This window comes from Halobacillus karajensis, assembly GCF_900108515.1.
Classification (GTDB): domain Bacteria; phylum Bacillota; class Bacilli; order Bacillales; family Halobacillaceae; genus Halobacillus; species Halobacillus karajensis.
The window spans coordinates 60,829-85,329 of sequence record NZ_FNWW01000007.1 but is presented as its reverse complement, the minus strand read 5'-3'; the positions used below and the strand labels follow the sequence as shown (position 1 = coordinate 85,329).

The window sequence follows — 24,501 nt, the reverse complement described above, 5'->3', positions numbered from 1 at the left end:
AATCAACAGGAACAGTATCATCATTTCACTAACCTGGAGGGGGAAATAAGATGAAGAAAGGCTTGTTAGTTTTAATGTTTTCTCTTATGTCGCTTGTATTGCTCGCATGTGGGGGAGGAGATGAAGCTTCAGGAGAAGCGGAAGAAACAGAGGTAATTGGGGAGGATGTGGAAGGAGCAACGGAACTGACCTTTTGGACATTCGTTGGTCAGCACGTCGACTTATTTCGTGATTCTGCTAAGCGATGGAATGAAGAAAATCCGGATCGCCCCATTAAATTAGTAGCTGAAACTTACCCTTATGATCAAATGCATAACAATTTATTGCTGGCTTTACAATCCGGAAAGGGCGCACCTGACATCGTTGATATTGAGCAGAGTAAATATGCCAACTATATGCAAGGGGAACCACAGCTTGAGCCTCTGAACGAATACGTGGAACCAGTCTTGGAAGACTCCGTCACATCCCGATTCGAAATGTATGCAAAAGATGGAAAGTATTATGGAGCTCCTACCCACGTCGGGGCAACGGTCATGTACTATAATAAAGAAATTATGGATCAAGCAGGTGTGGATATCGATTCAATTAAAACATGGGATGACTTCGTGGAAGCAGGTAAGAAAGTGGGAGAAAACACCGATGCTGTCATGTGGAATGTTGGGACGACTGATTACTTAATGGACTTCTTCCCAATGGTTTCACAGCGAGAGTCCGATTTCTTCAATGAAGAGGGAGAAGTTACGCTTGATAATGAAAAAAATGTGGATACACTCCAGTTCCTTAGCGATGTCCTTTACAAACATAATATTGCGGAATTAACTCCAGGTGGTATGAATCAGACAGAAGAGTTTTATGGTTACATGAATGAAGGAAATGCAGCCGCGGTCTTAGCACCACTTTGGTATATGGGTCGTTTTATTGATAATATGCCTGACTTGGAAGGGAAAATGGCGATTCGTCCGCTTCCTGCTTGGGAAGAAGGTGGAGATCGAACGGCTGGTATGGGAGGAACAGGTACGGCTGTTACAAATCAAGCGGAAGAGGCAGAGCTTGCTAAAGAGTTTTTGGCCTTCACTAAGCTTTCAGAAGAAGGTAATGTGAATTTATGGAAAGTCCTTGGTTTTGACCCTCCTCGATGGGATGTATGGGAAAGCGATGCTGTGAGACAAGACAACGAATATTATGATTACTTCGGGGAAGGCATCTTTGATATGTTACTGGAGGTTAAAGATGAAATTAACGAAATTCAATTAACAGAATATACCCCAGATGTAGCGACAGAATACAATACAAATGTCGCTGAAAATGTATTAAGACAGCAGTCTCAATCGCCCGAGGAAGCATTGAAGGAAGCGGCCGATAAAATAAGAGACATGAAATAAAAGAAAGGAGCGGCAAGGATTATTTTCCTGGCCGCTTTTGTTATGACAAACACCGGCGGAAAATTCAGATTATTCTACAAAATCATTGAAAACTTATTGAAAACGGATGGGAAGTTAGCTATACTTTAAACAATAGCTTATACGTACATATTTAGTTGTTTGATAGGTTGGTAATTAATATGTTCGTATATCAAGGAACTAAGGAAACATTGCAAATGTTGGAAGCGCATACAGAAAGGGTCAAAAATAACAGGAGGAGTGATCATTTATGTCTCATTCTTTGAAAGCGTCGATGATTATTGATAAAAGTTATCAAATTGCTCCCGTAGATGAACGAATCTATGGGTCATTCATTGAACATTTAGGAAGAGCTGTATATGGAGGAATTTATGAACCGGATCATCCCGAAGCTGATGAACAAGGGTTTCGTAAAGATGTGATCAATCTTGTGAAGCAGCTTCAAGTCCCGATCGTCAGGTACCCAGGCGGTAATATGGTATCTGCTTATAATTGGGAGGATGGGGTAGGCCCGAAGGAAGAACGCCCACGTAGGTTGGAGCTCGCGTGGCGAACGATCGAAAACAATCAAGTAGGAACAAATGAATTTGCTGATTGGGCCAAGAAAGTCGATGCGGAAGTGATGATGGCTGTAAACCTGGGTACACGAGGAATTGATGCGGCAAGAAACCTCATTGAATATACGAACCACCCTAAAGGAACTTACTGGAGTGAGCTTCGCAGATCTCATGGGTATGATCAACCGCATAACATCAAAACTTGGTGCCTGGGTAATGAAATGGATGGGCCTTGGCAGGTGGGGCAGAAGACAGCTCAAGAATATGGGAAAATTGCCAAAGAAGCAGGGAAAGCTATGAAACTGGTAGACCCGACTATTGAACTAGTGGCTTGCGGCAGTTCAAACACGGACATGCCGACATTCCCAGAATATGAGGCGACAACGTTAGATATCGCCTATGAAGAGGTGGATTTCATCTCGCTCCACCAATACTATGGCAACCGTACCAACGATCCTGCCAATTACCTAGCGAAAAACCTGGACATGGATCATTTTATCAAAACCGTCACCGCCACCTGTGATTACATTAAAGCGAAACATCGTAGTAAAAAAACCATTAACCTAAGCTTTGATGAGTGGAATGTCTGGTACCATTCCAACGAAGCGGACAAGCAAATTGAGCCCTGGACGGTCGCCCCTCCGCAATTGGAAGATGTGTATAACTTTGAGGATGCCCTTCTTGTAGGGAGTATGCTGATTACCTTTTTACAGCACGCTGATCGGGTGAAAATGGCTTGTATGGCTCAACTCGTTAACGTCATCGCTCCCATTATGACAGAGAATAGTGGACGTTCATGGAAGCAAACCATTTATTATCCATACCTGCACATGTCTATTTATGGCAGGGGAGTGGCATTAAAGCCAATCCTATCTTCTCCAAAGTATGATAGCAAAGATTTCACGGATGTTCCTTATGTAGATAGTGCCGCCGTCTTTAATGAAGAAGAAGAAGAGGTTTCAATCTTTATAGTCAATAAACATTTACATGAGTCCATCGATTTATCTGTTGATCTCCGCAGCTTTGAAGGCTTTCAATTAGTGGAGCATGTAGTGTTAGAGCATGAAAATTTGAAAGCCGTTAACACATCAGCAGAGGAATCAGTGAAACCTCATTCCCATGGAATTTCTGAGTTACAGGATGGATACTTGACTACGCGGCTTTCTAAAACATCATGGAATGTAATTCGCTTAAAGAATTCCTAACGTCCTTGTTTGAAATTAGCTATCTACTTAGGAGGAGGTTCCTATGAATACAATGTCTAATAGCGGTGCAAGAGTGCGTCCGAAGACCAAAAGAGAATCCAGTAAGGTTATGAAGTTCTTAAACTCCAAAAAAGTCGTTCCTTATATTTTTGTTACACCGTTCATCCTTTCTTTTCTGGTCTTGACTCTCTACCCTGCCATTCAGGGAATCATCATGAGTTTCCAAAGTGTTTTACCGGGTCAAGTGGAATTCATTGGGATGCAGAACTATACTAGGGTCCCGAATGGCACCTTTTATAAAGCTTTGACCAATACGACGGTCTATGTCATATTAACGGTGATTATTTTGACCTTTATCCCGATGCTTCTTGCAGTGTTTTTAAATTCAAAAGTTATAAAACTTAAGACTCTATTTCGAGCATCGTTATTTGTGCCAGCGTTAACTTCTACGATTGTCGGGGGGATGATTTTCCGCTTGATGTTTGGGGAGCAGGAAACAGCTGCAGCGAACCAATTTATTAGTTTCCTTGGTTTTGATCCTGTCAATTGGCGATTTACAGCCTGGTCGGGAATGTTGCTAATGGTCTTATTAGCTTCTTGGCGATGGATTGGTGTTAATTTGCTCTACTTTTTAGCCGCCCTGCAAAACGTTCCCGAAGAGCTATACGAAGCAGCTGATATTGACGGCGCTTCCCGTTTCCAAAAGCTATGGTATATCACACTGCCTCAATTGAAACCTATCATCATTTTCGTGAGTACGATTACCATCATTAATGGTTTCAGGATGTTTGAAGAAAGCTTTGTATTTTGGGAAGCCGGTTCACCGGGGAACATTGGCCTGACGGTAGTTGGCTATATTTATCAGCAGGGCATTCAGCAGAATGACATGGGATTCGGTGCCGCAGTTGGAGTTGTTCTCATGCTGATCATTTTCGTAGTCAGCTTCATTTACCTTATTATGACAGGAACCTTTAAAAAGGAGGGGGCATAAATGAAGAATAAAAAAAATAAAGGCCTTGTCTGGTTTGCCAATGGAGCGTTTGCGCTTATTTCTCTAATCGCTTTATTTCCGATCATCAGCTTATTGATTTCGTCCTTTATGCCTTCTTCTGTTTTAATGAGAAGCGGCATCACCTTTAACATTGATACGGAACTATTAGGTCTTGATAATTATGCGTACATCTTCACACAATCTAGTGAATATTGGGCATGGTATGGCAACAGTATGATCATCTCAGCCATTACAATCATTCTGTCCTTGTTCTTCTCATCAATGGTCGGGTATGCATTAGCCATGTACAACTTTAAGGGAGGGAACGTTTTCTTTGTTCTTGTCCTGTTCATTCTGATGGTTCCCTTCGAGATCCTGATGCTCCCGCTTTACCAACTGATGATTGATACGCAACTGATCAATACTTATTTTGCCGTGGTTCTTCCTATGATTGTGGCCCCGGTAGCCGTATTTTTTTTCAGACAATATGCGTTAGGGCTTCCTAAAGAATTAATGGATGCAGCGAGAATCGACGGGGCGACAGAGTATGGGATTTTCTTCAGAATTATGCTTCCTCTCATGGGTCCATCTCTTGCAGCGATGGCGATACTGCAAGGTTTAGCAAGCTGGAACAATTTCTTGTGGCCATTATTAGTGCTCAGATCCAATGATATGTTTACCCTTCCGATTGGTTTAGCTACCTTGCTGACGCCATACGGCAACAATTACGATGTTTTAATTGCCGGATCGGTTATGACCATCATACCGATCATATTATTATTTATTTTCTTCCAACGGTACTTTGTTTCGGGCCTGACTGTCGGGGGAGTAAAAGGATAGCTATCACCGGGCTCTGGATTAGAGTCCGGTTATTTTCTAATTCAAAGGTTTGTGTGATCATAAAGCTGACTGGTACCAAGGGGGCTCTCAATGAATAATGAATAATAATGGCCTGATTTCTAAGCTGAATGGATATTTAAAATGGATGACACGACTAGCGGGGTTAAATGCTCTGTTTCTAATTGGCATGCTTGCTGGGGGCGTATTATTCGGTCTTTTCCCATCCATAGCCGCCACTCTCAGTCTGACAAAGAAATGGTTTAACGGTCATGTCACTGTTCCGCTTTGGCAGACCTATTGGCAGCTGTATAAGCAGGAATGGAAAACCGCTAATCTCATAGGGGTGCTGATATCAATGACCGGCGGAATTCTATATATCAACTATCTCCTCCTGAAATCCATGGATGGCTCGATCTTTTTTCTCGTCCCTTTTGCTTTTATAGCTCTTGTTTTTTTGTACGGGTTGGTGATTCTGTGGGTTTTCCCATTAATGGTTTATTATAAAGGATCCCTCCAGCAGCACATAAAAAACGCTTTTATTCTGGGACTTACTAAAATCCACCTGTCCTTCGGAATGGCAGTGGTATGGTTTGCAGTGGGATATTACTCCTTAAAACTGCCATCATTGATCCCTTTCTTTTCTTTCGCCTTGCTCTTTCTGGGCTGGATGTGGCTTGCTTATCAAGTGCTTGCCAACATCAGAACCAATCCTACCGCTCATAAAAAAGCTGCCTGATCTCTACTATTAAGTAGACAGGCAGTTTTTTTATTCGAAACTTTCTGAATGATTATTGACAAATAGGAATACATTCCTTACTCTAAATATACGTACAAGTTATTGGTGTGGTCCTGTGTGAGGTCGTCATATACGATTAAGTTGAGATGGCTGTGGCTTTTCTACTTCAAGCGTCTTTTAATGGTTCTAAAGATGAAAAATAATCAAAGAGGTGGATGGAATGGGAAATCGAATGGTGATTAATACAGATATTTCCAAAGGGAAAATTAATCGCAATATTTATGGACATTTTGCCGAGCATTTAGGCCGTTGTATATATGAAGGAATTTGGGTGGGGGAAGACTCCCCCATTTCTAATCAGAACGGTATTCGTACAGATGTTTTGGAAGCGCTTCGAAACATTGATATTCCTGTCCTTCGCTGGCCGGGCGGTTGCTTTGCTGATGAATATCACTGGAAAGACGGCGTAGGGCCGCGGGAAGATCGCAAGCGAATGATCAATACGCATTGGGGTGGGATAATCGAAAACAACCACTTTGGTACCCACGAATTCATGAAGCTCTGTGATCTTCTGGGAGCCGAGCCGTATATTTCCGGGAATGTTGGCAGCGGTACAGTCCAGGAAATGTCTGAGTGGGTTGAGTATATGACGTTCGATGGAGAATCTCCGATGGCGGACTGGAGAAAAGAAAACGGCAGAGAGGATCCGTGGAAGGTGACATATTTTGGCATTGGGAATGAAAATTGGGGATGCGGGGGTCATATGAGACCGCAATATTATGCAGACTTATATCGTCGTTATCAAACCTACGTCAGAAATTATGGAGACAATAACCTCTACAAAATAGCCTGCGGACCAAATGTGGACGATTATACATGGACAGAAGTGCTGATGAGAGAAGCTTCCGACTTAATGGACGGGTTAAGTCTCCACCATTATACATACCCAGGGGAATTTTGGAAGAAAAAAGGTTCTGCCACAGACTTTGACCAAAATGAATGGGATATCACAATGTCACGAGCGCTTTATATGGATGAATTAATTACAAAGCATTCCACAATTATGGACCATTATGACCCTGAAAAGCGCGTGGGCTTAGTTGTTGATGAATGGGGAACATGGTTCGATGTTGAGCCTGGGACCAACCCTGGTTTCCTTTATCAGCAAAACACGATCAGAGATGCTTTAGTTGCAGGAGTTTCGTTAAACATTTTCAATCATCATTCTGATCGGGTTCAAATGGCTAATATAGCCCAGACGGTTAATGTTTTACAATCTATGATTCTCACAGAAGGGGATCAAATGATTCTCACCCCGACTTATCATATTTTTGACATGTATAAAGTGCATCAGGATGCAGAGAGCCTGCCTATCGAAGCAGAAACAGAACAGATTGTCCATGGAGATGTGAATCTCCCTAAAATCCAAGCTTCAGCCTCCATGGCTAAGGATGGGACCGTAAACATCAGCGCGTGTAACTTAGATACAGAGGAAGAGGCAATGATTGAGATAGCCCTCCGAGGAAAAAGCTATCATGATGGAACGGGAAGAATTCTCACCTCCGACCATATGAACGATCATAATACCTTTGAAAATCCGGAAAAAGTGAAACCACAGGGCTTTCAAGGTTTCTCTATAGAGGATAATCAATTAAAGGCAACGATACCGGCAATGTCTGTCGTTCTATTATCTCTCAAACCTTAATCCATGGATTCAGTTTATGGGGGGAAGCTTCTTAAACTAAACACATAGATAGGAGGAAAAGAATGAATGATTTACAAGAGATGAAACAATTGGCTTTTGAATTAGAGGAAGATCCTGACAAGGTCCTGCCTTACATAAATATTGATAAAGGGTCGATCGAAGCCTTACCAGAATATCTGAACCACCGGGGCTTCAAACATGTGGCCCTCATTGCTGATCAGCATACATGGAAAGCTGCGGGAAAGAAAATAGCTACTATCCTGGAACAGGGCGGGTATGAGGTGGCACCAGTACAGATAACACCCAATACCAATGGTCAGGTGCTTGCTGATGAACCATCCATCGTTCAAGTACTCGTTGAAACGCCGCCCCGGGTAGATGTACTCCTTGCAATTGGATCCGGAACGATTCATGACATTACCCGTTTCTGCAGCTCCAAAATGGGTGCCCCTTTTATTTCTGTCCCTACAGCTGCCTCAGTGGACGGCTTTACCTCCAAAGGGGCACCCTTGATTTTGCGGGGGTTCAAGCAGACGATCCAAACGGTTTCCCCAATAGCTGTATTTGCCGATATTGATATTCTTAAAGAGGCACCCCTTGAAATGACAGCCGCCGGTTTTGGAGATATGATTGCTAAAATGACCTCTCTGCTAGACTGGAAGATTTCTCATTGGGTAAATGATGAACCCTATAATGAAACGGCGGCAAACTTGACGAGACGTTCTCTTTACAACTGTGTAGATCACGTCAATGAAATTGCCAAAGCTGATGAGGAAGGCATTCGCATCTTAATAAAGGCACTGATTGAGTCAGGACTTGTCATGCTGCTGCTCGACTTTTCAAGGCCAGCATCCGGAGGGGAACATCATCTCTCGCATTATTGGGAAATGGATTTACTGAAAAAAGGCGCGCCGCAAGTCCTGCATGGAGCGAAAGTTGGGGTTGCTACCGCCATCCTGATCCAACTCTATCAATTTTATGCCGAGGATGAGAGTGTATTCGGAGCGCACACCCCTAGAATAGCAGAAGAAATCTCCCGTCTGCCTGACTATGTTGATGTTTTAGATTGGCTGCAATTAACAGGGGGGGCTCAAGTACCCTCCGATTTAGGAATAGACAGTGCGCTCGTTCATGAAAGCCTTAACAAAGCCTTTACGATTCGAGATCGTTGTACAGGTTTGTACTTGATCAATCAGGCAAAAACAGAAGACCTCTCGATTTCATGGAGAAGTGACCATGAGTTGTAGAGCTTGTCCGCCTCATTTATATCGGGAGGATGTAATGGAGCAAATCGAAGATCAGCTCGCTCTAGAGACCGATTTAGTTTCACCCAGTGTTTATGAAAACAGGCTGACAGAGTGTGCTTCATGTACATCGCTTCATGACAAAACCACCTGCATGCATTGTGGCTGTTTTGTCCAATTTAGAGCAAAGTTATCTTATAAACACTGTCCTCATCCTGAGGGCAGTCGTTGGGAAGAAGGAGACGGTTTATGAATAGGAAGACAAAAGAAATCCAAGTACCAGGACAAGAAACTTGGAATTTATTTCAATTGGAAAATGACCAGGGGATGAGTGTCCATTTTCTAAACTTTGGCGGTATAATCACAAATATTTCTGTCCCTGATCGTAAGGGGGATTCTAAAAATGTCGTACTCTGCTATAAAAATTTCGCTGAGTACGTGGAAAATCCAGGGTATCTTGGCGCATTAATTGGACGAGTAGCTGGCCGTATTCAGCGAGCTTCTTTTCAATTAGAAGGAAAAGAGTATCGGGTCGAAGCGAATGAAGGAGAACATCACCTTCACGGCGGAAAAAAAGGCTTTCACCAACAACTTTGGAACGCCTCCCCCTTTGAAGATGATGGGGAAATCGGCGTCACGCTTTCCCACAAAAGTTTTGACGGGGAGGGAGGCTATCCAGGGACTATTGATGTTGCGGTAACTTACACGCTGACCCATGATAATTGCTTGATCATCGACTACTTTGCTGAGACCGATCAGACCACAGTGCTGACATTGACCAACCACTCTTACTTTAATTTGAGTGGACAAGCCGATACGACTGTTCATGACCATACCTTACGTTTAAACAGTTCATGCTTTGCCGAGCTGGATGAGGAGCTCATCCCGACAGGAGAATGGATCAACCTAAATGAGACGCCGTTTAATTTTCGAAAACAGAGATTGCTGGGTTCCAGCCTTTCCTATGAAACAACACAACAAAGGGTTGCGAATGGTGGACTCGATCATTTCTTCCTGCTCGATGGGGAAGAAAAGCCAGACATTCGGCTGGAGGATGAAACGTCAGGACGTACGCTTGAAGTAGAAACAGACCAGCCAGGCGTTGTCGTCTATACCTCTAACAATCTTCCAGAAGGGAAAGCCCTGGTTGAAGGGAAAACAAGGAAGCACTCAGGTATCTGTATCGAAACGCAAAGTTCTCCGGCATCTTTACATGAAGAAGGATTTCCTGAGATCGTTCTTTCCCCTGATGAGCCCTATCACAGACGAACGGTGTTTAAGTTCGGGATAGGAGCAACTCAATGAGCAGGTTTGATGAAACATCAGGATTCCTGATTGATTTAGATGGAACTGTATGGAAAGAGCTGGAGCTGATTGAAGGAGCAGCAGAATCCATCCAGGAACTCCAAAAGGCAGGGAAACGAGTGGCAGCTCTGAGTAATCGGGGGACGCATTCCCGCAGGCAGGTGGCCTCTATTTTACAAGAGAAAGGTGTGAACCTTGCCCCAAAAGATATCATCCTGACATCCCATGTGGCAGCTGAATATTTACGAAAACATCATCCGAATGAAGCTGTTTGGGTGTTAGGGGAAGGAGGGTTGATCGAGGAACTGCAAGAAAGCGGTATTCCATTAGCTTCACTCCCTGAGGATGCTGCTTGGCTTGTGGTTTCCCTTCATACAGGAGTCACCTATCACGATTTGGATCAGGCGTTTCAAGCAGTTATGAATGGTGCAAGAATAATCGCTACGAATAATGATCGTGCCTATCCCAGCTCCCGCGGCTTATCTATAGATGTAGCTGGAATGCTGGGAGCGATTGAAGCAACTACTGGAAAGACCCCAGAGGTCGTGGTGGGGAAACCATCTGTTCACATGTTTGAATGTGCTATGGATCGTCTTCAAATGACGGTAGAAAAAACCATGATCGTCGGTGATAGTCTTGATTCTGACATCGCGATGGGGAAATATGGCATTAAAACAGCGCTCGTTCTGTCTGGAAATACCACCATAGAGATGATTTCCGATGTGGAGAGGCCTCCGGATTATGTCTTCCATTCCCTTAAAGATTTAGCAGGTACATGAAGGAAGGATTGTATATCTTAGAAATCCATTAAAGGAGACTTGTGATTTACATGGAAAAAGTGTGGGAGAGTCATGTGAAAATCACCGACAGATTCTGGAAAAAACGATTAGACATCGTCAAAAATCAAATGATCCCTTATCAATGGGAGGCTTTAAATGATCGATTGCCTGATACAGAGCCCAGTCATGCGATTGAAAACTTTCGGATAGCTGCAGGGGAATCAGAAGGAGAATTCTATGGCATGGTTTTTCAAGACAGTGATGTCGCCAAATGGTTGGAGGCTGTCGCTTTTCTGCTGGAAAATGAACCAGATGCTAAGTGGGAAACGACAGCGGATGAAGTCATTAACCTTCTGGAGAAAGCGCAAGGGGCAGATGGTTACTTAAATACCTATTATACGGTCAAAGAACCTGATCAGCGCTGGACGAATTTACGTGACCATCACGAATTGTATTGTGCCGGTCATTTGATTGAGGCGGCGGTTGCTTATTATAGAGCGACGGGAAAAGATAAATTCCTCCATATTATGATCAGATACGCCGATTATATCGAGGAGACCTTCGGACCTGAAAACCATAAAAGGAAGGGATATCCGGGACATCAGGAGATCGAACTTGCGCTGGTGAAACTGTATGAAGTCACTAACAACCATAAATATTTGAAATTAAGCGAGTTCTTTATTGAAGAACGAGGCAAGCGGCCTCATTATTTCGATTTGGAAAAACAAGCAAGAAAGGAAGAAAAGCCTTATTGGTTCACAGGGGGATATAGGTATAGTCAATCCCACCTGCCTGTTCGAGAACAGGAAACAGCCACAGGTCATGCGGTTCGGGCGGTGTATATGTATTCAGCGATGGCTGATTTAGCTGCTTACACCAATGATCCCTCGCTAAAAGAAACATGTGAAAAACTATGGAATAATGTGACCAACAAGCAGATGTATTTGACCGCAGGGATAGGTTCTATGGAATATGGAGAAGCTTTTTCTTTTGATTACGATCTTCCCAATGATTTATCTTATACGGAAACGTGTGCTTCCATTGGTTTGATTTTCTGGGCTAAGCGAATGCTTGACCTGGAGGCTCACCATAAATATGCGGACGTAATGGAACGGGCATTATACAATGGGGCGATCAGCGGTATGGATTTAGACGGGCGGACATTCTTTTACGTCAACCCCCTTGAAGTGGTCCCGAAGGAAGTGGAAAGTCGTGATGAAAAGAAACATGTACCGCCTGTTAGGCAGAAATGGTATGGGTGTGCCTGCTGCCCGCCGAACCTGGCACGTCTAATTGCATCGATCTCCCACTATATTTACACAAAAAGGGAAGAAGAAATTTTTGTCCATTTATATATGAGCAATGAAAATAACATGGAAGTCGGCGGTCACCAAGTGGAAATTAAACAGAAGACCAACTATCCTTGGGATGGGGAAGTCACTATTAAGCTTTCACCTGAAGTTGATACCTCTTTTACGCTGGCTCTTCGGATCCCCGGATGGGCGACAAAAGCTGACGTAAAAATAAATGGGGAGATCATGGACTTCCAACCGATCATGAAAAATGGATATGCTCGCCTCTCCCGTACGTGGAAGCAAGGCGATACAGTCGAACTGAATTTAGATATGGAGATTCAAAGGGTTCGTTCCCATCCTTCAGTAAGGCATAGCTTGGGGAAAGTGGCGATTCAAAGAGGACCGATCGTGTATTGCTTGGAAGAAGTTGATCATGGTAAGGAGCTCCACTCGATTTACCTCCCTAAAGATGCTGATCTTAAATTTGAGTATGAAGAGGATCTGCTGGGCGGTGTCGTTACGCTCTTTGGGGAAGCTGAAAGGGTGGAAGGGAGTGTGTGGAAGGATGCATTATACAGTACAAGTGATCAGGAAGTAAAGCCGATTCATTTAAAAGCTATTCCCTATTATGCTTGGTGTAATAGGGAGCCGGGCGGGATGGTTGTTTGGATCAATGAAAAGCTTTAGAGATTTTAAAGAATGAAGATTTAAATAGGTTATGAATCGAGACGCAACTCTTGCTAGAAGTGCGTCTTTTCTTATTTAAAAAAGTTGAGTACAAAGCAAATCTTTTGAAATAATTGGAATGGTGGCCTGGACTGTTTAATTCTTCTTGCTGCATTTACATAGTCATTTAGTAAATAAAGTGAAAAGGTGGATAGCTTATTAGAATGTTCTTTTTGAGTTCTATCATTTAGGATCCTTTGTAAAATAGACGTATGAACAAAATAGGGGGGGCTGATGAGAATACAAAACAGGATGCCAAAAACGAATGCCAAAACACACCTTCATCTTATTGAAAATAGATGGGTTCCAATGAAGGAGCCAAAAAGTTTGAGCGCCGCTATGATATTCTCCATTCCTTTCATGATCTTAAATGGACGGATGACCATAGGTGCGATCCATATTTTTTCGTCTATTTCCTTTAATGAATTTGGTCTGCCTTCTCATTCAATATCCATCACCCTTCATTCAAAAAACATGGATCGGACTTACGATATTTGATGGTTATGTACAAACGGAAGAAAAACTATCTAAAGCCAGGTATATCATCATTTCCATTTTAAGCCCTATCACTCTAGGTTTTTCAGGCATTCTAACCCTCACCCTGAAAGCTTTAATAGTAATAAATTCGCTAGCATCTTCGTTGGTTTACTTATTCTCATTCTATTAGTCATTCAAGTGCCAAGAAAAGCTGTTTAAAAAATAATGGACTCCAAACCTATTGGAAATGTGACCAAAGCGATAAGCATGTAGAGAGTATAAGATTTTAAATAGATAAGGAATGGAAAAAAATCTGATCATGATTGGAGTGGTTTATGGCTCAGTAAGGATGATCTTAAAATCTTTCTCCAATCCTTTTATTCAACTATAAAGGAAGATTGAAAATAAAAACCCCGAATAAGGACAACATTCCATTATTCGGGGATCACTCACTTTGGGAAAGCCGAAAGTTTCATTTTTAAAGAAAGGATTGTAGGGGGGAGGTTGTAAGAATAAAAATCCATGACCATCCAAATGCTCCCATGAAATCCTCTTCCATAAAAAGTGGATATAAGACTATTCTTATAGGAAAAGTCCGGGTGGCTAAAGACTTTAGTGTCCAGGAAGAGACGCCTAAAAGGGTATCTTTTTTATATCGAGCTCCTGATTAGACCCGTTCCTGTCTATTCCTCTGGTTAAACACCTCCGCCTCCACCTAAAAGTCCTCCATTTTCAGGGGGAGCAGGGAGTGTGAAAGAAGGCGGAGTGGTATTGTTCTCACATCTATTTGGATTTACATCACAAACATGACCAAAGCGATCCTGAATGACTGGGCGTGTGACGGTAATAGTCGTGCGCAAAACGATTTTAACCCAAACACCTTCAACCAATTCCACACCTGCAAGGTCAAAAATCTCAATACCAGGTTGTGTGAAGATACCCTCTACTTCAAGCGGCGTTTCCTGGACCGTATCCTCAGGACAAGCTCCAGGGAAATCCGTATGACCTTGGAATTGAATAGGGAAGTTTAGTGGAGTACCGACTGGTATCCCAGCAATGTTAAGAGTGAGCGTTGCTGGGATTAGACCCATATTGACGACTTTATCTTTAATGACTCTTACATTCTGGGTAATGGCGTCAAGGTCAGGTTCCACGCTGACGCTAATAAGGCCATCTATTGCGCCTATATCACCAAAAGCAGTGAGTGGCAATGTCACTTCTCCTACTTTTTGTACGGTTTTTTGAACCAACCAATGAATTCACGACTACACAATCATTGGTTAATTTTGCTGGTTTTGGACCTGGTGCTTTCGCGTTACATTGACAAGTGGAATCACATACTTTCGGTTCTTCTGGACAATGTTCCGGTTCTGGTTTACATTCCTTTTGGCGTTTTTTAGGTTTGATTGGTAATTTTCCTGGAACTTCGATCTTTCTCCCACAATTACGATTTTTCATCTTTAGAATCATCCTTTTCTTGAAATTTTGGAAACTCAATCTTTTGTGATATCCTATTGCCCTTTAAAAAACTTTGTGTGGGCGAAAGTGGGGATTAAAAATCCTTGCCTCATCGCCCATTGTATCCGCTGAATATCAAAGATTTGGAATGGATGTCTTCTCTATAAGAATGGGTGCTGAAGACAAGGGGGAAACATTAATTAAACACCAAAGGCGCTGATCTCATGTGAACCTTATTTGTGTGAAGTCCCTTTGTTTGTAATAATTAAAAATAAATGTCTACAAATGTAGAGGGAGAAGAGGTTTACATGGGGAAGAATTTTATAAATCAACCGAATCAACAGGCCGGAAAAGATAATCCTTTACGTATGGAAAATTGGATGATTCAGCCGCCTGCTCATATTTCAGTCTATATGACTGTGAGAGAAGCAGCGGAAATGATGGTTGAGCTGGATACAGACGTTTTGCCTGTTCTTGGGGATGATTCTCAACCAGCAGGGATTGCGACGTGGCCTATACTCGGGAAAGAATTGATGAACAGACCAGGAAAGGGATTGAAAGACACAAAGGTAGGAGATCTAAATCACCTTGTAAATGTAAACGATTCTTTATTAGATCTAGTGGAGACGAAATGTTCCTATTTTAATGTGGTGAATGACCAGAATCAGTTCATGGGAATCCTATCAAAAAACGAAATATTGAAAGGGTTTACAAGTTATTTTGAAAAGATAAATGAAAAAGAACATTCAGCTGAGATTCTTCCTGTCATTTTGGAAAGTGCCTATGAAGGGATAGCCGTTGTAGACGAAAATGGGATACTAAGGGAATTTAATCATTCCTATAGCCGCTTCACTGGTATTTCTCAAGACCATGCGTTAGGGCGTCATGTAGAAGACGTGATTGATAATACAAGATTACCTGAAACATTAAAAACAGGGATGCCAGAAAGAGGGGTTATTCAGTATATTCAAGGACAGCCGATGATTGTTCATCGTATTCCAATATGGAAAGAGGGTAAAGTGGTGGGGGCTATTGGGATGCTGATTTTTGAAGGGGTTACAGAGGTATATCGAATTTATGAAAGACTACAGGGAACCCAACGGGAACTAGAGAGCTCTCAAAAAACAACAGAGCAAAAACAAACAAAGACTTATAAAATGACCCTCGACCAAATTATAGGGGATAGTGAAAGGAACGCGGACCGTAAACGGTTGGCACGGAAGGTAGCCAAAACGAGTGCCACCGTTTTAATTACAGGCGAGAGTGGAACGGGAAAGGAATTGTTTGCAAGAGGCATTCATCACTTGAGCTCCTTTTCATCAGGCCCTTTTGTACCTTTGAATTGCGGAGCTATTCCTGAGCAGTTATTTGAATCGGAAATGTTTGGTTACGAGGAAGGAGCCTTTACTGGGGCTCGTAAAGGAGGAAAGCCAGGCAAATTTGAATTAGCACAAAACGGAACCTTATTTTTAGATGAAATTGGGGAAATGCCGTTAATGATGCAGGCAAAATTGCTGAGGGTCCTTCAGGAAAAACAAGTAGAACGTGTAGGAGGCACGCATGTCTATAACATCAATACTAGAATCATAGCAGCCACCAATCGAAATCTTAAAGAATTAGTAGAGGAAGGAGAGTTTCGGGAAGATCTCTACTATCGCTTAAATATCCTCGAAATACCTATTCCACCACTGCGGGACCGACCAGATGATGTTCCACCTCTTGTCTCCTATTATTTAAAAGCGTTGTGCAAGAAATATGAGGTTTCTCGAAAAGGTTTGACATCGGAGGCTATGGCTATATTTATGAATTATGAGTGGCCGGGGAATATTAGAGAATTAATCAATACATTGGAAAAATTGGTCGTTATGGTGGATGAAGATATGATCGACACGAATCACCTTCCAGAGGAATTTATAAGAGAAGAACGCCGTAAAAGTCCAATGGAAGAGTCTTCATACTCCCTTTTTCATCAAGTGAAAAATGAAAAGATGGAAAGAGAAAGGGACCTTATAGAAAAAACGCTGAAGCAAACCGATGGGAATAAAACTAAAGCTGCTCAACAACTAGGGATTCATCGAACAACTTTGTATCAAAAGCTGAAAAAGTATCGGTTAGAATGAACAAGTGTAGATGTATATATACAAAAGTGTAGGGGTGAATCTACAAATGAGGGTGAAAAAGGCTGGCAGGAAAGTCCGTTTAACTTGGCATAAATCTTGCATATGGATAAGTGAATATGAAAAAAGGGGTGTGAGTTAAATGGAAAGCTATGTATTTCGAATGCCGTCTACGGTAAATTATGGCCGTCATGCCTTTGAAAGAATAGGAAAAGAAGCGGCTGAGCGGGGTAACAAAGCTCTTGTTGTCAGCGATCATGTGATGGACAGCCTTGGGCACGTTCGTAAAGCAAAGGAATATTTAAACCATGAAGGAGTTGAAAGCGCTTTATATTTAGGGGTGGAATCTGAGCCTACCGATACCTATGTCGCAGAGGCTATGAAAATATTTAAAAATGAAAGCTGTGATATAGTGATCTCCCTTGGTGGAGGGAGCTGCATCGATACAGCAAAAGCTGTTTCTGTTTTAGCCGTAAATGGTGGTTATATTGGAGAGTACATGGGCGGAAGAAAAATCGCCAGTAAAAATGTTCCGCATATAGCCATCCCAACAACAGCTGGGACTGGCTCAGAAGCTACAGATGTAACGATCATTACCAACACTACGAATGATGTGAAGATGATGATCAAACAGCCGGCATTTATGCCTGATGCGGCTATTGTTGATCCATTGTTGACCGTAACATCACCCAAGAATGTAACGGCAGCAACTGGGATTGACGCTTTAAGCCATGCTATTGAAGCTTATATTTCTAGAAGAGCCCATCCTATGACTGATGATATGGCCCGGTCTGCTATGAAATTGATTGTCGGTCATATCAAAACGGCGTATGAAGATGGTGAGAATATCGATGCAAGAGAAGCGATGTCTCTAGGAGCCATGCAGGCGGGAGTCGCTTTCTCCAATTCCTCCGTTTGTCTTGTCCATGGGATGTCGCGTCCAATTGGTGCATTATTTCATGTTCCTCATGGGTACTCTAATGCTATGTTGTTACCCGCTGTATTAGAGTTCAGTAAAACGTATGCCATTGAACGTTTAGCCGATTTAGGCAGAATTTTTGATTCCCGTTCAGAAACATGGCCGGATAACCAAGCGGCCGACTTAGCCGTAAATGCTGTGAAAGACTTATGTTTGGAGTTGAATATCCCGAATTTAAAAGAATGGGGAATCGAAGAGGAGTCATTTGACAGCGCTATCAGAAAAATGGCAACCGATGCATTAGAAAGCGGCAGCCCTTCCAATAATCCACGAGTTCCGGATCAGCTGGAAATCGAAGAGCTCTACAGGGTTTGCTATAACTACGAATACTTAGAAAGTAAGTTGGGGTAGAGCCGTGAATATCATTGGTGTCGTCGGGTTAGTATTATCCCTTGTTCTATTAATCTATCTTACGATGAAGGGGATTAATATCATTATTGCTGCCCTTCTAAGTTCTGTTTTGGTTGCAGTCACCGGTGGCTTAAATCTAGCAACCGCTCTAAAAGAAGACTACATGAGCGGTTTTACGGATTATTTCTCTTCCTGGTTTCTAGTCTTTCTATTAGGAGCTATCTTCGGGAAGGTGATGCAAGAGACAAAATCAGCAGAAAGTATTGCTCAATGGATTAAACATACGTTCGGGACAAAAAGAGCGGTATTTGCTGTTGTAGCAGCTGCCGCTATTATGACCTATGGTGGGGTCAGTTTATTTGTTGTAGGTTTTGCCGTATATCCAATTGCCGTCTCATTATTTCGGGCTGCCAACTTACCCCATCGGTTTATACCAGCAGCCCTCGTTTTCGGTTCGATCTCATTTACGATGACAGCCCCCGGTTCGCCAGAAATTCAAAATATTATTCCGACAGAATATTTTGGAACAACTCCAACAGCTGGTGGTTTTATTGGTTTTCTATGTGCATTTTTTGTCATGGTTGCCGGAGGTTTTTGGTTAGGCAGATTAGTAAGGAAAGCTAAGGAAGACGGAGAATTCTTTATGCTGCCCCAAGAAATGGCTTCGGCCAAAAATGAATCTGCTTCGGCCGTGGAAGCAGGTGAGCTCCAGGAAAAGGAGCAGACAGAAATAAAGCAATTGCCGGCGATTCTTATTTCGATCTTACCGCTGGCTTTAGTTATCGTCCTTTTAAACATATTGGGTCAGTTCATGAATCCTACTACCGCTTTATTGATTGCACTAGCGGCAGGGATCGCTTTTGCTTCCATAACGATGTCTAAGTTTTTGTCTGATTTTTGGGGTTCTCTTGCTATTGGCACCCAAAATGCTTTAGTAGCTTTAGCGAATACCTGTGCTGTTGTGGGGTTTGGCAGTGTAGCAGCACAAGTTTCAGCTTTTGACAATCTAGTCGATTCTCTAGTTAACATGCCTGGTCCACCTTTATTAAGCCTAGCATTAGGCGTAACAATCGTATGTGGGATTACTGGTTCTGCTTCTGGTGGATTAGGAATTGCCCTGCCTATCCTAAGTCCGATTTATTTAAGTCAAGGACTTGATCCTGGGGGGATGCATAGAATTTCGGCTCTTGCCTCTGGGGGAATTGATTCATTGCCCCATAATGGCTATGTGGTGACTACCATACGTGCGATTTGCGGGGAATCACATAAACGAGCCTACAAACCTATTTTTATATTAAGTGTTTTGGTTCCATTGATAGCGATGTTCTTAGCCGTAATCTTGTATTCTATTTTTTAATGATCATGAAGGAGGAAATTAGTGATGACACAAATAAACGAAGGTACGTTGCAAAATTATATTGGCGGCGAATGGGTGGATGCAAAATCTAGCGATATAGAGCCCGTTTATAACCCTGCCACAGGAGAAGTGATTGCCCATGTTCCCATTTCGTCTCAAGAAGATGTAGAGGAGGCTGTGAAAACAGCAAACGAAGCTTTTCAAGAGTGGAAAGAGGTTCCCGTGCCTAAGCGGGCAAGGATTCTGTTTAAATTTCAGCAGTTGCTTGTCGATCATTGGGATGAGTTAGCTGAAATTGTAACGATTGAAAATGGAAAGAGCTTTAAGGAAGCTTATGGAGAGGTGCAGCGTGGAATTGAAAACGTAGAATTTGCTTCTGGCGCTCCTACTTTAATGATGGGAGAACAGCTTCCTTCTATTGCCGCAGGATTGGATTCAGGGGTATATCGATATCCCATCGGAGTCATAGGGGGGATTACACCGTTTAACTTCCCTATGATGGTTCCGGCTTGGATGTTCCCTATGGCCATCGTAACGGGAAACACCTTTGTATTAAAACCTTCTGAGCGCACACCGTTATTGGCAAACCGTTTGGCTGAGCTTCTTGAAGAGGCCGGGCTGCCTAAGGGAGTCTTTAATATTGTCCACGGGGCACACGATGTCGTGAATGGACTGTTAGACCATAAAGAAGTAGCAGCCATCTCTTTTGTTGGTTCACAACCAGTAGCGGAGTATGTATATAAACGAGGAACTGAAAATTTAAAAAGGGTACAAGCCTTGGCAGGAGCCAAAAACCATTCGATTGTCTTGAAGGATGCAAACATCGAGAATGCCGCGACACAAATATTGAATGCAGCTTTCGGATCGGCGGGAGAGCGCTGCATGGCCGCTTCAGTAGTAGCGGTAGAAGAGGATGTAGCCGACGAGTTCATTGATATGCTTAAGGGTAAGGCAGACGACATACGTATCGGTAATGGATTAGAAGAAGGAGTTTTTCTTGGGCCTGTGATACGAGAAAATCACAAAGAACGCACGCTTAACTATATCGAAACAGGTGAAAAAGAAGGAGCCGTTCTTATCCGGGATGGTAGGAAGGATGAAAATGTAGAGGGCAATGGTTATTTTGTAGGGCCCACCATTTTTGATGGGGTGACGACGGAAATGAAGATCTGGCAGGATGAAATCTTTGCCCCTGTCCTGTCAATCGCCCGTGTCAAAGACTTACAGGAAGCTGTAACATTGACCAACCAATCACGTTTTGCCAACGGTGCCTGTATTTTTACTAAAGATGGAGGTAAAGTACGTCAATTCCGTGAAACCATTGATGCCGGTATGTTAGGGGTTAACATTGGGGTCCCAGCTCCGATGGCCTTCTTCCCATTCTCAGGATGGAAAGATTCTTTCTATGGCGACCTTCATGCAAATGGTAAAGATGGACTGGAATTCTACACCCGCAAAAAAGTTTTGACATCCCGCTGGGTATAAGGGTTTTATCTAGCTGTTCAATCAGGGGTTGTTTGACCCGATTGAACAGCTAGTTTAATCCCATTCCCCTTATGCGTGACGACCTGGGCATTTTTCTTTAAGGAAAGGCATCTATCATCGAGGATAAGAAAATGACTATTTAAATAGAAGAAATCCATCATCAAGTAGATAATAGGGCTTCTATGTCATTGTTTCTGAACTTTTCTTAATATCCAAGACAGTAGGGATTAGTAGGGATTTGAGGGGATGAGGCATCAAAAACCTTCTATATTATAAGGAAGAAATGAATAGAATGAAAAAAGAGACTTCCGTTATGGAGTCTCTTTTTTCATTCTAACGCCTATTTGAATGTTTTTTGTTGACGGACAGGGAGGAGCATCATACACTATAAATAAATATCCAAACGATTATTAGAATGAGGTGGATGGAATGAGTAATAAGGTCACAAAAAATGCCAAGGATACATGTGATACGTTTTGTTACGATGAAGCGCTTGTACAACGGGTGCAGCCAGAGATAGAAAAGGTGGAGGGTGTAGAGCTTATTTTTAAAGCCTTGGCTGATGCTACACGGATGAAGATTGCCTATGCCTTAACTTTAGAAAAGGAACTTTGTGTCTGTGATGTGGCGAATATTATCGGATCTACCACGGCTACAGCTTCCCATCACTTAAGATTATTACGAAACATGAAATTAGCGAAGTACCGCAAGGAGGGGAAGCTTGTGTTTTATTCCTTAGCTGATGAGCATGTTCAACAATTGGTTTCGGTTGCATTATTACACTCCAAGGAAGCTTAATAATGCCTGAAAGGAGGCGATTAAATGAATAGTGATAAAGTGGTTCAATCAAGCTGTTGTGCTAGCAATCAGGAGTCGGGAGGTCACGGTTGCGCTGGCGGAGATATCCATAGGTCCACACAGGAAAGAGAGAAAGAAGAAAAGGTTTCTACCTGTTGCCATGAAGAATTACCAAAAAGTTCATCGTGCTGTAGTGTAAAGGATGGGAACAACAACCTTCTGAATGGTAAAGAAGATAAAAAGGGGGTTGTCGAGTACAACATTCATGGGATGGATTGTCCTTCCTGTGCAGCCACTCTTGAAAAAAGCCTCCGAAAAATGAAAGGAATCCAATCGGTTCAGGTCCATTATGGAACGGGGAAAATGGTGGTGGGTGCGGGAGACCCCACGATTTACAATCAGGTTCCGAAGCAAGTACAGAAATTGGGATTTGAAGCTGAATTCATACACTCACCTAAAATGGAAACCTATAAAATCGAAGGCATGGACTGTGGCTCTTGTGCCATGACCATTGAAAAGCACCTGGGAAGAAACCCAAAGGTGCATGAGGTCCGAGTGAACTTTTCCACAGGAAAAATGCATGTGGATCATACGACGAGTGAAAAGGAAATTGTCAAAGAAGTACAAAGGGCGGGTTTTGAGGCAGCCTTAGATTCATTCGAATACCAAAAGAATGAAGCATCAAGTAAGAAAAAGAGAGAGGGAGCATCTACAACTCAAGTTTCCGGAATATTTCTGGCCCTTGGTTTTGCGGGATCTTTTTCAAACGTCCCGATGGAGTTCCTTACGGCTTTCTATGCCGTGGCTATGGTTATCGGGGGATTTAAGCCAGCAAAGAGCGCCTTCTATGCCGTAAAAAGTGGATCCCTGGATATGAATGTTCTTATGGTATCAGCCGCCATCGGTGCTGCTCTTATCGGTGAATGGTTGGAAGGAGCTACGGTTGTTTGGCTTTTCGCTTTAGGAAATACCCTTCAGAATAAATCGATTGCGCGTACGAGAGAATCTATCAGAAGCCTAATGAATCTCACACCTCCAGAAGCGACCATTAAATCTGGGAATCACCTGATCCGGAAAGCTGTAGAAGAAGTGACTGTCGGTGATGTCATCCTTGTCAAACCAGGTGAGAAAATTCCGCTGGATGGAGAAGTCCTGACAGGCACTTCGAGTATTAATCAGGCTCCGATTACTGGAGAATCCCTCCCTGTAGATAAACAACTAGGGGACATTGTGTATGCTGGAACCGTAAATGAAAGCGGATCCTTAGAAATAAAGGTAACCAAATTAGTGAAGGATACAACGATAGCTAAGATCATTCACTTGGTGGAAGAGGCTCAAGAGAAGAAAGCCCCTACTCAAGCGTTTATCGATCGTTTTGCCAGGGTCTACACTCCAATTGTGTTTGGTTTAGCCCTTTCCGTGATGATCATTCCGCCGTTGTTTGGTTCGGGTACTTGGGGAGAGTGGTTTTATAAGGGGCTTGCATTACTCGTAGTGGCTTGTCCGTGTGCTCTAGTTATCTCTACTCCTGTAGCTATCGTATCGGCGATTGGAAATGCGGCTAAGAATGGAGTTTTAATCAAAGGCGGTACATTCTTAGAAAAAGCGGGTGTGATTCAAGCGATGGCCTTTGATAAAACAGGGACTTTAACAGAGGGTCAACCAAAAGTGTCGGAAGTAATCCCCTTAAACAACAATAGGGAAGAATTGATCTCGATTGCTCGAACCATTGAAGCCTATTCTACCCATCCAATCGCTCAAGCTATTACCACATATGCAGAAGAACGGAAGATTTCTGGAAAGGAAGGGAACGCATTTAAAGCGATTGCAGGAAAAGGAGCACAAGCGAACATAGATGGGATGGACTACTTTGCCGGGAATCCAAAGTTGTTTAAAGAAATGAATGTTTCCCTAAATGAAATCGAAGAACGTATGGATTCTTTACAAAGAAATGGAAACACACTTGTATTGGTTGGTACGCACACTGAAGTTATCGGGGTCATTGGTGTTGCGGATACGATTCGTGACATGACCGTTGAGTCTATTCAAACCCTCAAAAAAGTAGGGATGTCAGAAATGGTCATGCTAACAGGGGATAATGAAGGGACGGCAAAAAAAATAGCTGGCGAAACAGGTGTCGATCGATACTTTGCTGAATTATTACCCGAAGATAAGGTGACAGCAATCAAGAAACTACAACAAGAAGGAAAACATGTAGCCATGGTTGGAGACGGGATCAATGATGCACCGGCATTAGCCACAGCTGATCTTGGAATCGCCATGGGAGGTGCAGGAACAGATACAGCAATGGAAACAGCTGACATTGTTCTCATGGCTGATAATTTAGAGAAGTTGCCACATACGATTCGCTTAAGCCGTAAAGCTATGAATATCATTAAGCAGAATGTTTGGTTCTCCTTGTTTACAAAACTAGCAGCGCTTGTTCTAATTTTTCCAGGGTTCTTAACCTTATGGATGGCTGTTTTGAGTGATACGGGGGCAGCCTTATTGGTGATTCTTAACAGTATGAGTTAAGACAAAAATAGGGAGCGTTTTAATTAGGAAAGGTACTATTGCTCGTTACCAAAAATGTTCCGTTCATTTCTAAGAAATAAGGGAATAGTCACAAAGATACGGGAGGATATGAGTTCTTTTCAAGAGCATTTCTAGAGTGAAAATTTAGAATTTTTATTGAC

The 24,501-nt window shown here is 42.6% G+C and carries 20 protein-coding genes; 18 read left to right on the top strand and 2 right to left on the bottom strand.

Going from position 1 to position 24,501, the window contains the following annotated elements:
• Window positions 1-50: 50 nt before the first annotated feature.
• The 12 genes from BLW54_RS14780 to BLW54_RS20995 all read left to right on the top strand — a co-directional run bounded on the left by BLW54_RS14780 (window position 51) and on the right by BLW54_RS20995 (window position 13,281).
• On the top strand, window positions 51-1,382 hold the full coding sequence (locus tag BLW54_RS14780) for an ABC transporter substrate-binding protein (RefSeq protein WP_035510554.1): 1,332 nt from the start codon (window positions 51-53) through the stop codon (window positions 1,380-1,382).
• A gap of 268 nt (window positions 1,383-1,650) precedes the next feature.
• Entirely contained in the window at window positions 1,651-3,162 is a 1,512-nt protein-coding gene (gene arfA, locus BLW54_RS14775; protein ID WP_074735485.1) for an arabinosylfuranosidase ArfA, read from the top strand.
• Window positions 3,163-3,271: 109 nt separating this feature from the next.
• Window positions 3,272-4,153 carry a carbohydrate ABC transporter permease gene (locus BLW54_RS14770; protein WP_244153528.1) on the top strand — a complete coding sequence of 294 codons (882 nt, stop codon included), beginning with the start codon at window positions 3,272-3,274 and terminating at the stop codon, window positions 4,151-4,153.
• On the top strand, window positions 4,154-4,993 hold the full coding sequence (locus BLW54_RS14765) for a carbohydrate ABC transporter permease (protein WP_074735479.1): 840 nt from the start codon (window positions 4,154-4,156) through the stop codon (window positions 4,991-4,993). It begins immediately after the preceding gene.
• A 97-nt stretch (window positions 4,994-5,090) separates the two neighbouring features.
• Window positions 5,091-5,729 (top strand): YesL family protein, encoded by a 639-nt coding sequence (locus tag BLW54_RS14760; protein WP_035510561.1) that lies wholly within the window; start codon window positions 5,091-5,093, stop codon window positions 5,727-5,729.
• Window positions 5,730-5,949: 220 nt separating this feature from the next.
• The gene (locus BLW54_RS14755) at window positions 5,950-7,434 is read left to right on the top strand and encodes an alpha-N-arabinofuranosidase (protein ID WP_074735477.1); all 1,485 of its coding nucleotides are present in this window, start codon (window positions 5,950-5,952) and stop codon (window positions 7,432-7,434) included.
• Window positions 7,435-7,496: 62 nt separating this feature from the next.
• Window positions 7,497-8,681, top strand: a complete 1,185-nt coding sequence (locus BLW54_RS14750) for a sn-glycerol-1-phosphate dehydrogenase (RefSeq protein WP_071414085.1) — start codon at window positions 7,497-7,499, stop codon at window positions 8,679-8,681.
• A gap of 34 nt (window positions 8,682-8,715) precedes the next feature.
• Window positions 8,716-8,931: a DUF6171 family protein gene (locus tag BLW54_RS14745; protein ID WP_051744196.1), complete on the top strand. Its 216-nt coding sequence runs from the start codon at window positions 8,716-8,718 to the stop codon at window positions 8,929-8,931.
• Complete coding sequence (locus BLW54_RS14740) at window positions 8,928-9,983, top strand: aldose epimerase family protein (protein WP_035510565.1); 1,056 nt, start codon at window positions 8,928-8,930, stop codon at window positions 9,981-9,983. The genes BLW54_RS14745 and BLW54_RS14740 overlap by 4 nt, the downstream gene beginning before the upstream one ends.
• Window positions 9,980-10,762 (top strand): HAD-IIA family hydrolase, encoded by a 783-nt coding sequence (locus BLW54_RS14735; protein WP_074735474.1) that lies wholly within the window; start codon window positions 9,980-9,982, stop codon window positions 10,760-10,762. Before BLW54_RS14740 ends, BLW54_RS14735 begins: the two co-directional genes overlap by 4 nt.
• Before the next feature lie 50 nt (window positions 10,763-10,812).
• On the top strand, window positions 10,813-12,744 hold the full coding sequence (locus BLW54_RS14730; protein WP_074735471.1) for a glycoside hydrolase family 127 protein: 1,932 nt from the start codon (window positions 10,813-10,815) through the stop codon (window positions 12,742-12,744).
• A gap of 273 nt (window positions 12,745-13,017) precedes the next feature.
• A complete protein-coding gene (locus tag BLW54_RS20995; protein WP_244153524.1) occupies window positions 13,018-13,281 on the top strand; it encodes a hypothetical protein in 264 nt (87 codons plus the stop codon).
• A 674-nt stretch (window positions 13,282-13,955) separates the two neighbouring features.
• Here BLW54_RS20995 and BLW54_RS14720 read toward each other — a convergent pair.
• The gene (locus tag BLW54_RS14720) at window positions 13,956-14,471 is read right to left on the bottom strand and encodes a hypothetical protein (RefSeq protein ID WP_074735468.1); all 516 of its coding nucleotides are present in this window, start codon (window positions 14,469-14,471) and stop codon (window positions 13,956-13,958) included.
• Window positions 14,449-14,718: a hypothetical protein gene (locus BLW54_RS14715; RefSeq protein WP_074735466.1), complete on the bottom strand. Its 270-nt coding sequence runs from the start codon at window positions 14,716-14,718 to the stop codon at window positions 14,449-14,451. Before BLW54_RS14715 ends, BLW54_RS14720 begins: the two co-directional genes overlap by 23 nt.
• Window positions 14,719-15,026: 308 nt before the next feature.
• On the opposite strand from BLW54_RS14715, the gene BLW54_RS14710 reads away from it, so the two are divergent.
• From BLW54_RS14710 to BLW54_RS14685, 6 genes are all read left to right on the top strand, one after another.
• Window positions 15,027-16,838 carry a sigma-54-dependent Fis family transcriptional regulator gene (locus BLW54_RS14710; RefSeq protein ID WP_074735463.1) on the top strand — a complete coding sequence of 604 codons (1,812 nt, stop codon included), beginning with the start codon at window positions 15,027-15,029 and terminating at the stop codon, window positions 16,836-16,838.
• Window positions 16,839-16,977: 139 nt separating this feature from the next.
• Entirely contained in the window at window positions 16,978-18,165 is a 1,188-nt protein-coding gene (locus tag BLW54_RS14705; protein ID WP_074735460.1) for an iron-containing alcohol dehydrogenase, read from the top strand.
• A 10-nt stretch (window positions 18,166-18,175) separates the two neighbouring features.
• On the top strand, window positions 18,176-19,522 hold the full coding sequence (locus BLW54_RS14700) for a GntP family permease (RefSeq protein ID WP_074735685.1): 1,347 nt from the start codon (window positions 18,176-18,178) through the stop codon (window positions 19,520-19,522).
• Between the two features lie 24 nt (window positions 19,523-19,546).
• Complete coding sequence (locus BLW54_RS14695) at window positions 19,547-21,007, top strand: CoA-acylating methylmalonate-semialdehyde dehydrogenase (protein ID WP_074735457.1); 1,461 nt, start codon at window positions 19,547-19,549, stop codon at window positions 21,005-21,007.
• A 429-nt stretch (window positions 21,008-21,436) separates the two neighbouring features.
• Window positions 21,437-21,805 carry an ArsR/SmtB family transcription factor gene (locus tag BLW54_RS14690; RefSeq protein WP_074735455.1) on the top strand — a complete coding sequence of 123 codons (369 nt, stop codon included), beginning with the start codon at window positions 21,437-21,439 and terminating at the stop codon, window positions 21,803-21,805.
• Window positions 21,806-21,829: 24 nt separating this feature from the next.
• Complete coding sequence (locus BLW54_RS14685) at window positions 21,830-24,340, top strand: heavy metal translocating P-type ATPase (protein WP_074735452.1); 2,511 nt, start codon at window positions 21,830-21,832, stop codon at window positions 24,338-24,340.
• Window positions 24,341-24,501: the final 161 nt, after the last annotated feature.

Coding starts and splice junctions, on each gene's coding strand:
- BLW54_RS14780 (WP_035510554.1), top strand. CDS start 51: ATGAAGAAAGGCTTGTTAGTTTTAATGTTTTCTCTTATGTCGCTTGTA.
- arfA (WP_074735485.1), top strand. CDS start 1,651: ATGTCTCATTCTTTGAAAGCGTCGATGATTATTGATAAAAGTTATCAA.
- BLW54_RS14770 (WP_244153528.1), top strand. CDS start 3,272: ATGAAGTTCTTAAACTCCAAAAAAGTCGTTCCTTATATTTTTGTTACA.
- BLW54_RS14765 (WP_074735479.1), top strand. CDS start 4,154: ATGAAGAATAAAAAAAATAAAGGCCTTGTCTGGTTTGCCAATGGAGCG.
- BLW54_RS14760 (WP_035510561.1), top strand. CDS start 5,091: ATGAATAATAATGGCCTGATTTCTAAGCTGAATGGATATTTAAAATGG.
- BLW54_RS14755 (WP_074735477.1), top strand. CDS start 5,950: ATGGGAAATCGAATGGTGATTAATACAGATATTTCCAAAGGGAAAATT.
- BLW54_RS14750 (WP_071414085.1), top strand. CDS start 7,497: ATGAATGATTTACAAGAGATGAAACAATTGGCTTTTGAATTAGAGGAA.
- BLW54_RS14745 (WP_051744196.1), top strand. CDS start 8,716: ATGGAGCAAATCGAAGATCAGCTCGCTCTAGAGACCGATTTAGTTTCA.
- BLW54_RS14740 (WP_035510565.1), top strand. CDS start 8,928: ATGAATAGGAAGACAAAAGAAATCCAAGTACCAGGACAAGAAACTTGG.
- BLW54_RS14735 (WP_074735474.1), top strand. CDS start 9,980: ATGAGCAGGTTTGATGAAACATCAGGATTCCTGATTGATTTAGATGGA.
- BLW54_RS14730 (WP_074735471.1), top strand. CDS start 10,813: ATGGAAAAAGTGTGGGAGAGTCATGTGAAAATCACCGACAGATTCTGG.
- BLW54_RS20995 (WP_244153524.1), top strand. CDS start 13,018: ATGAGAATACAAAACAGGATGCCAAAAACGAATGCCAAAACACACCTT.
- BLW54_RS14715 (WP_074735466.1), bottom strand. CDS start 14,718: ATGAAAAATCGTAATTGTGGGAGAAAGATCGAAGTTCCAGGAAAATTA.
- BLW54_RS14710 (WP_074735463.1), top strand. CDS start 15,027: ATGGGGAAGAATTTTATAAATCAACCGAATCAACAGGCCGGAAAAGAT.
- BLW54_RS14705 (WP_074735460.1), top strand. CDS start 16,978: ATGGAAAGCTATGTATTTCGAATGCCGTCTACGGTAAATTATGGCCGT.
- BLW54_RS14695 (WP_074735457.1), top strand. CDS start 19,547: ATGACACAAATAAACGAAGGTACGTTGCAAAATTATATTGGCGGCGAA.
- BLW54_RS14690 (WP_074735455.1), top strand. CDS start 21,437: ATGAGTAATAAGGTCACAAAAAATGCCAAGGATACATGTGATACGTTT.
- BLW54_RS14685 (WP_074735452.1), top strand. CDS start 21,830: ATGAATAGTGATAAAGTGGTTCAATCAAGCTGTTGTGCTAGCAATCAG.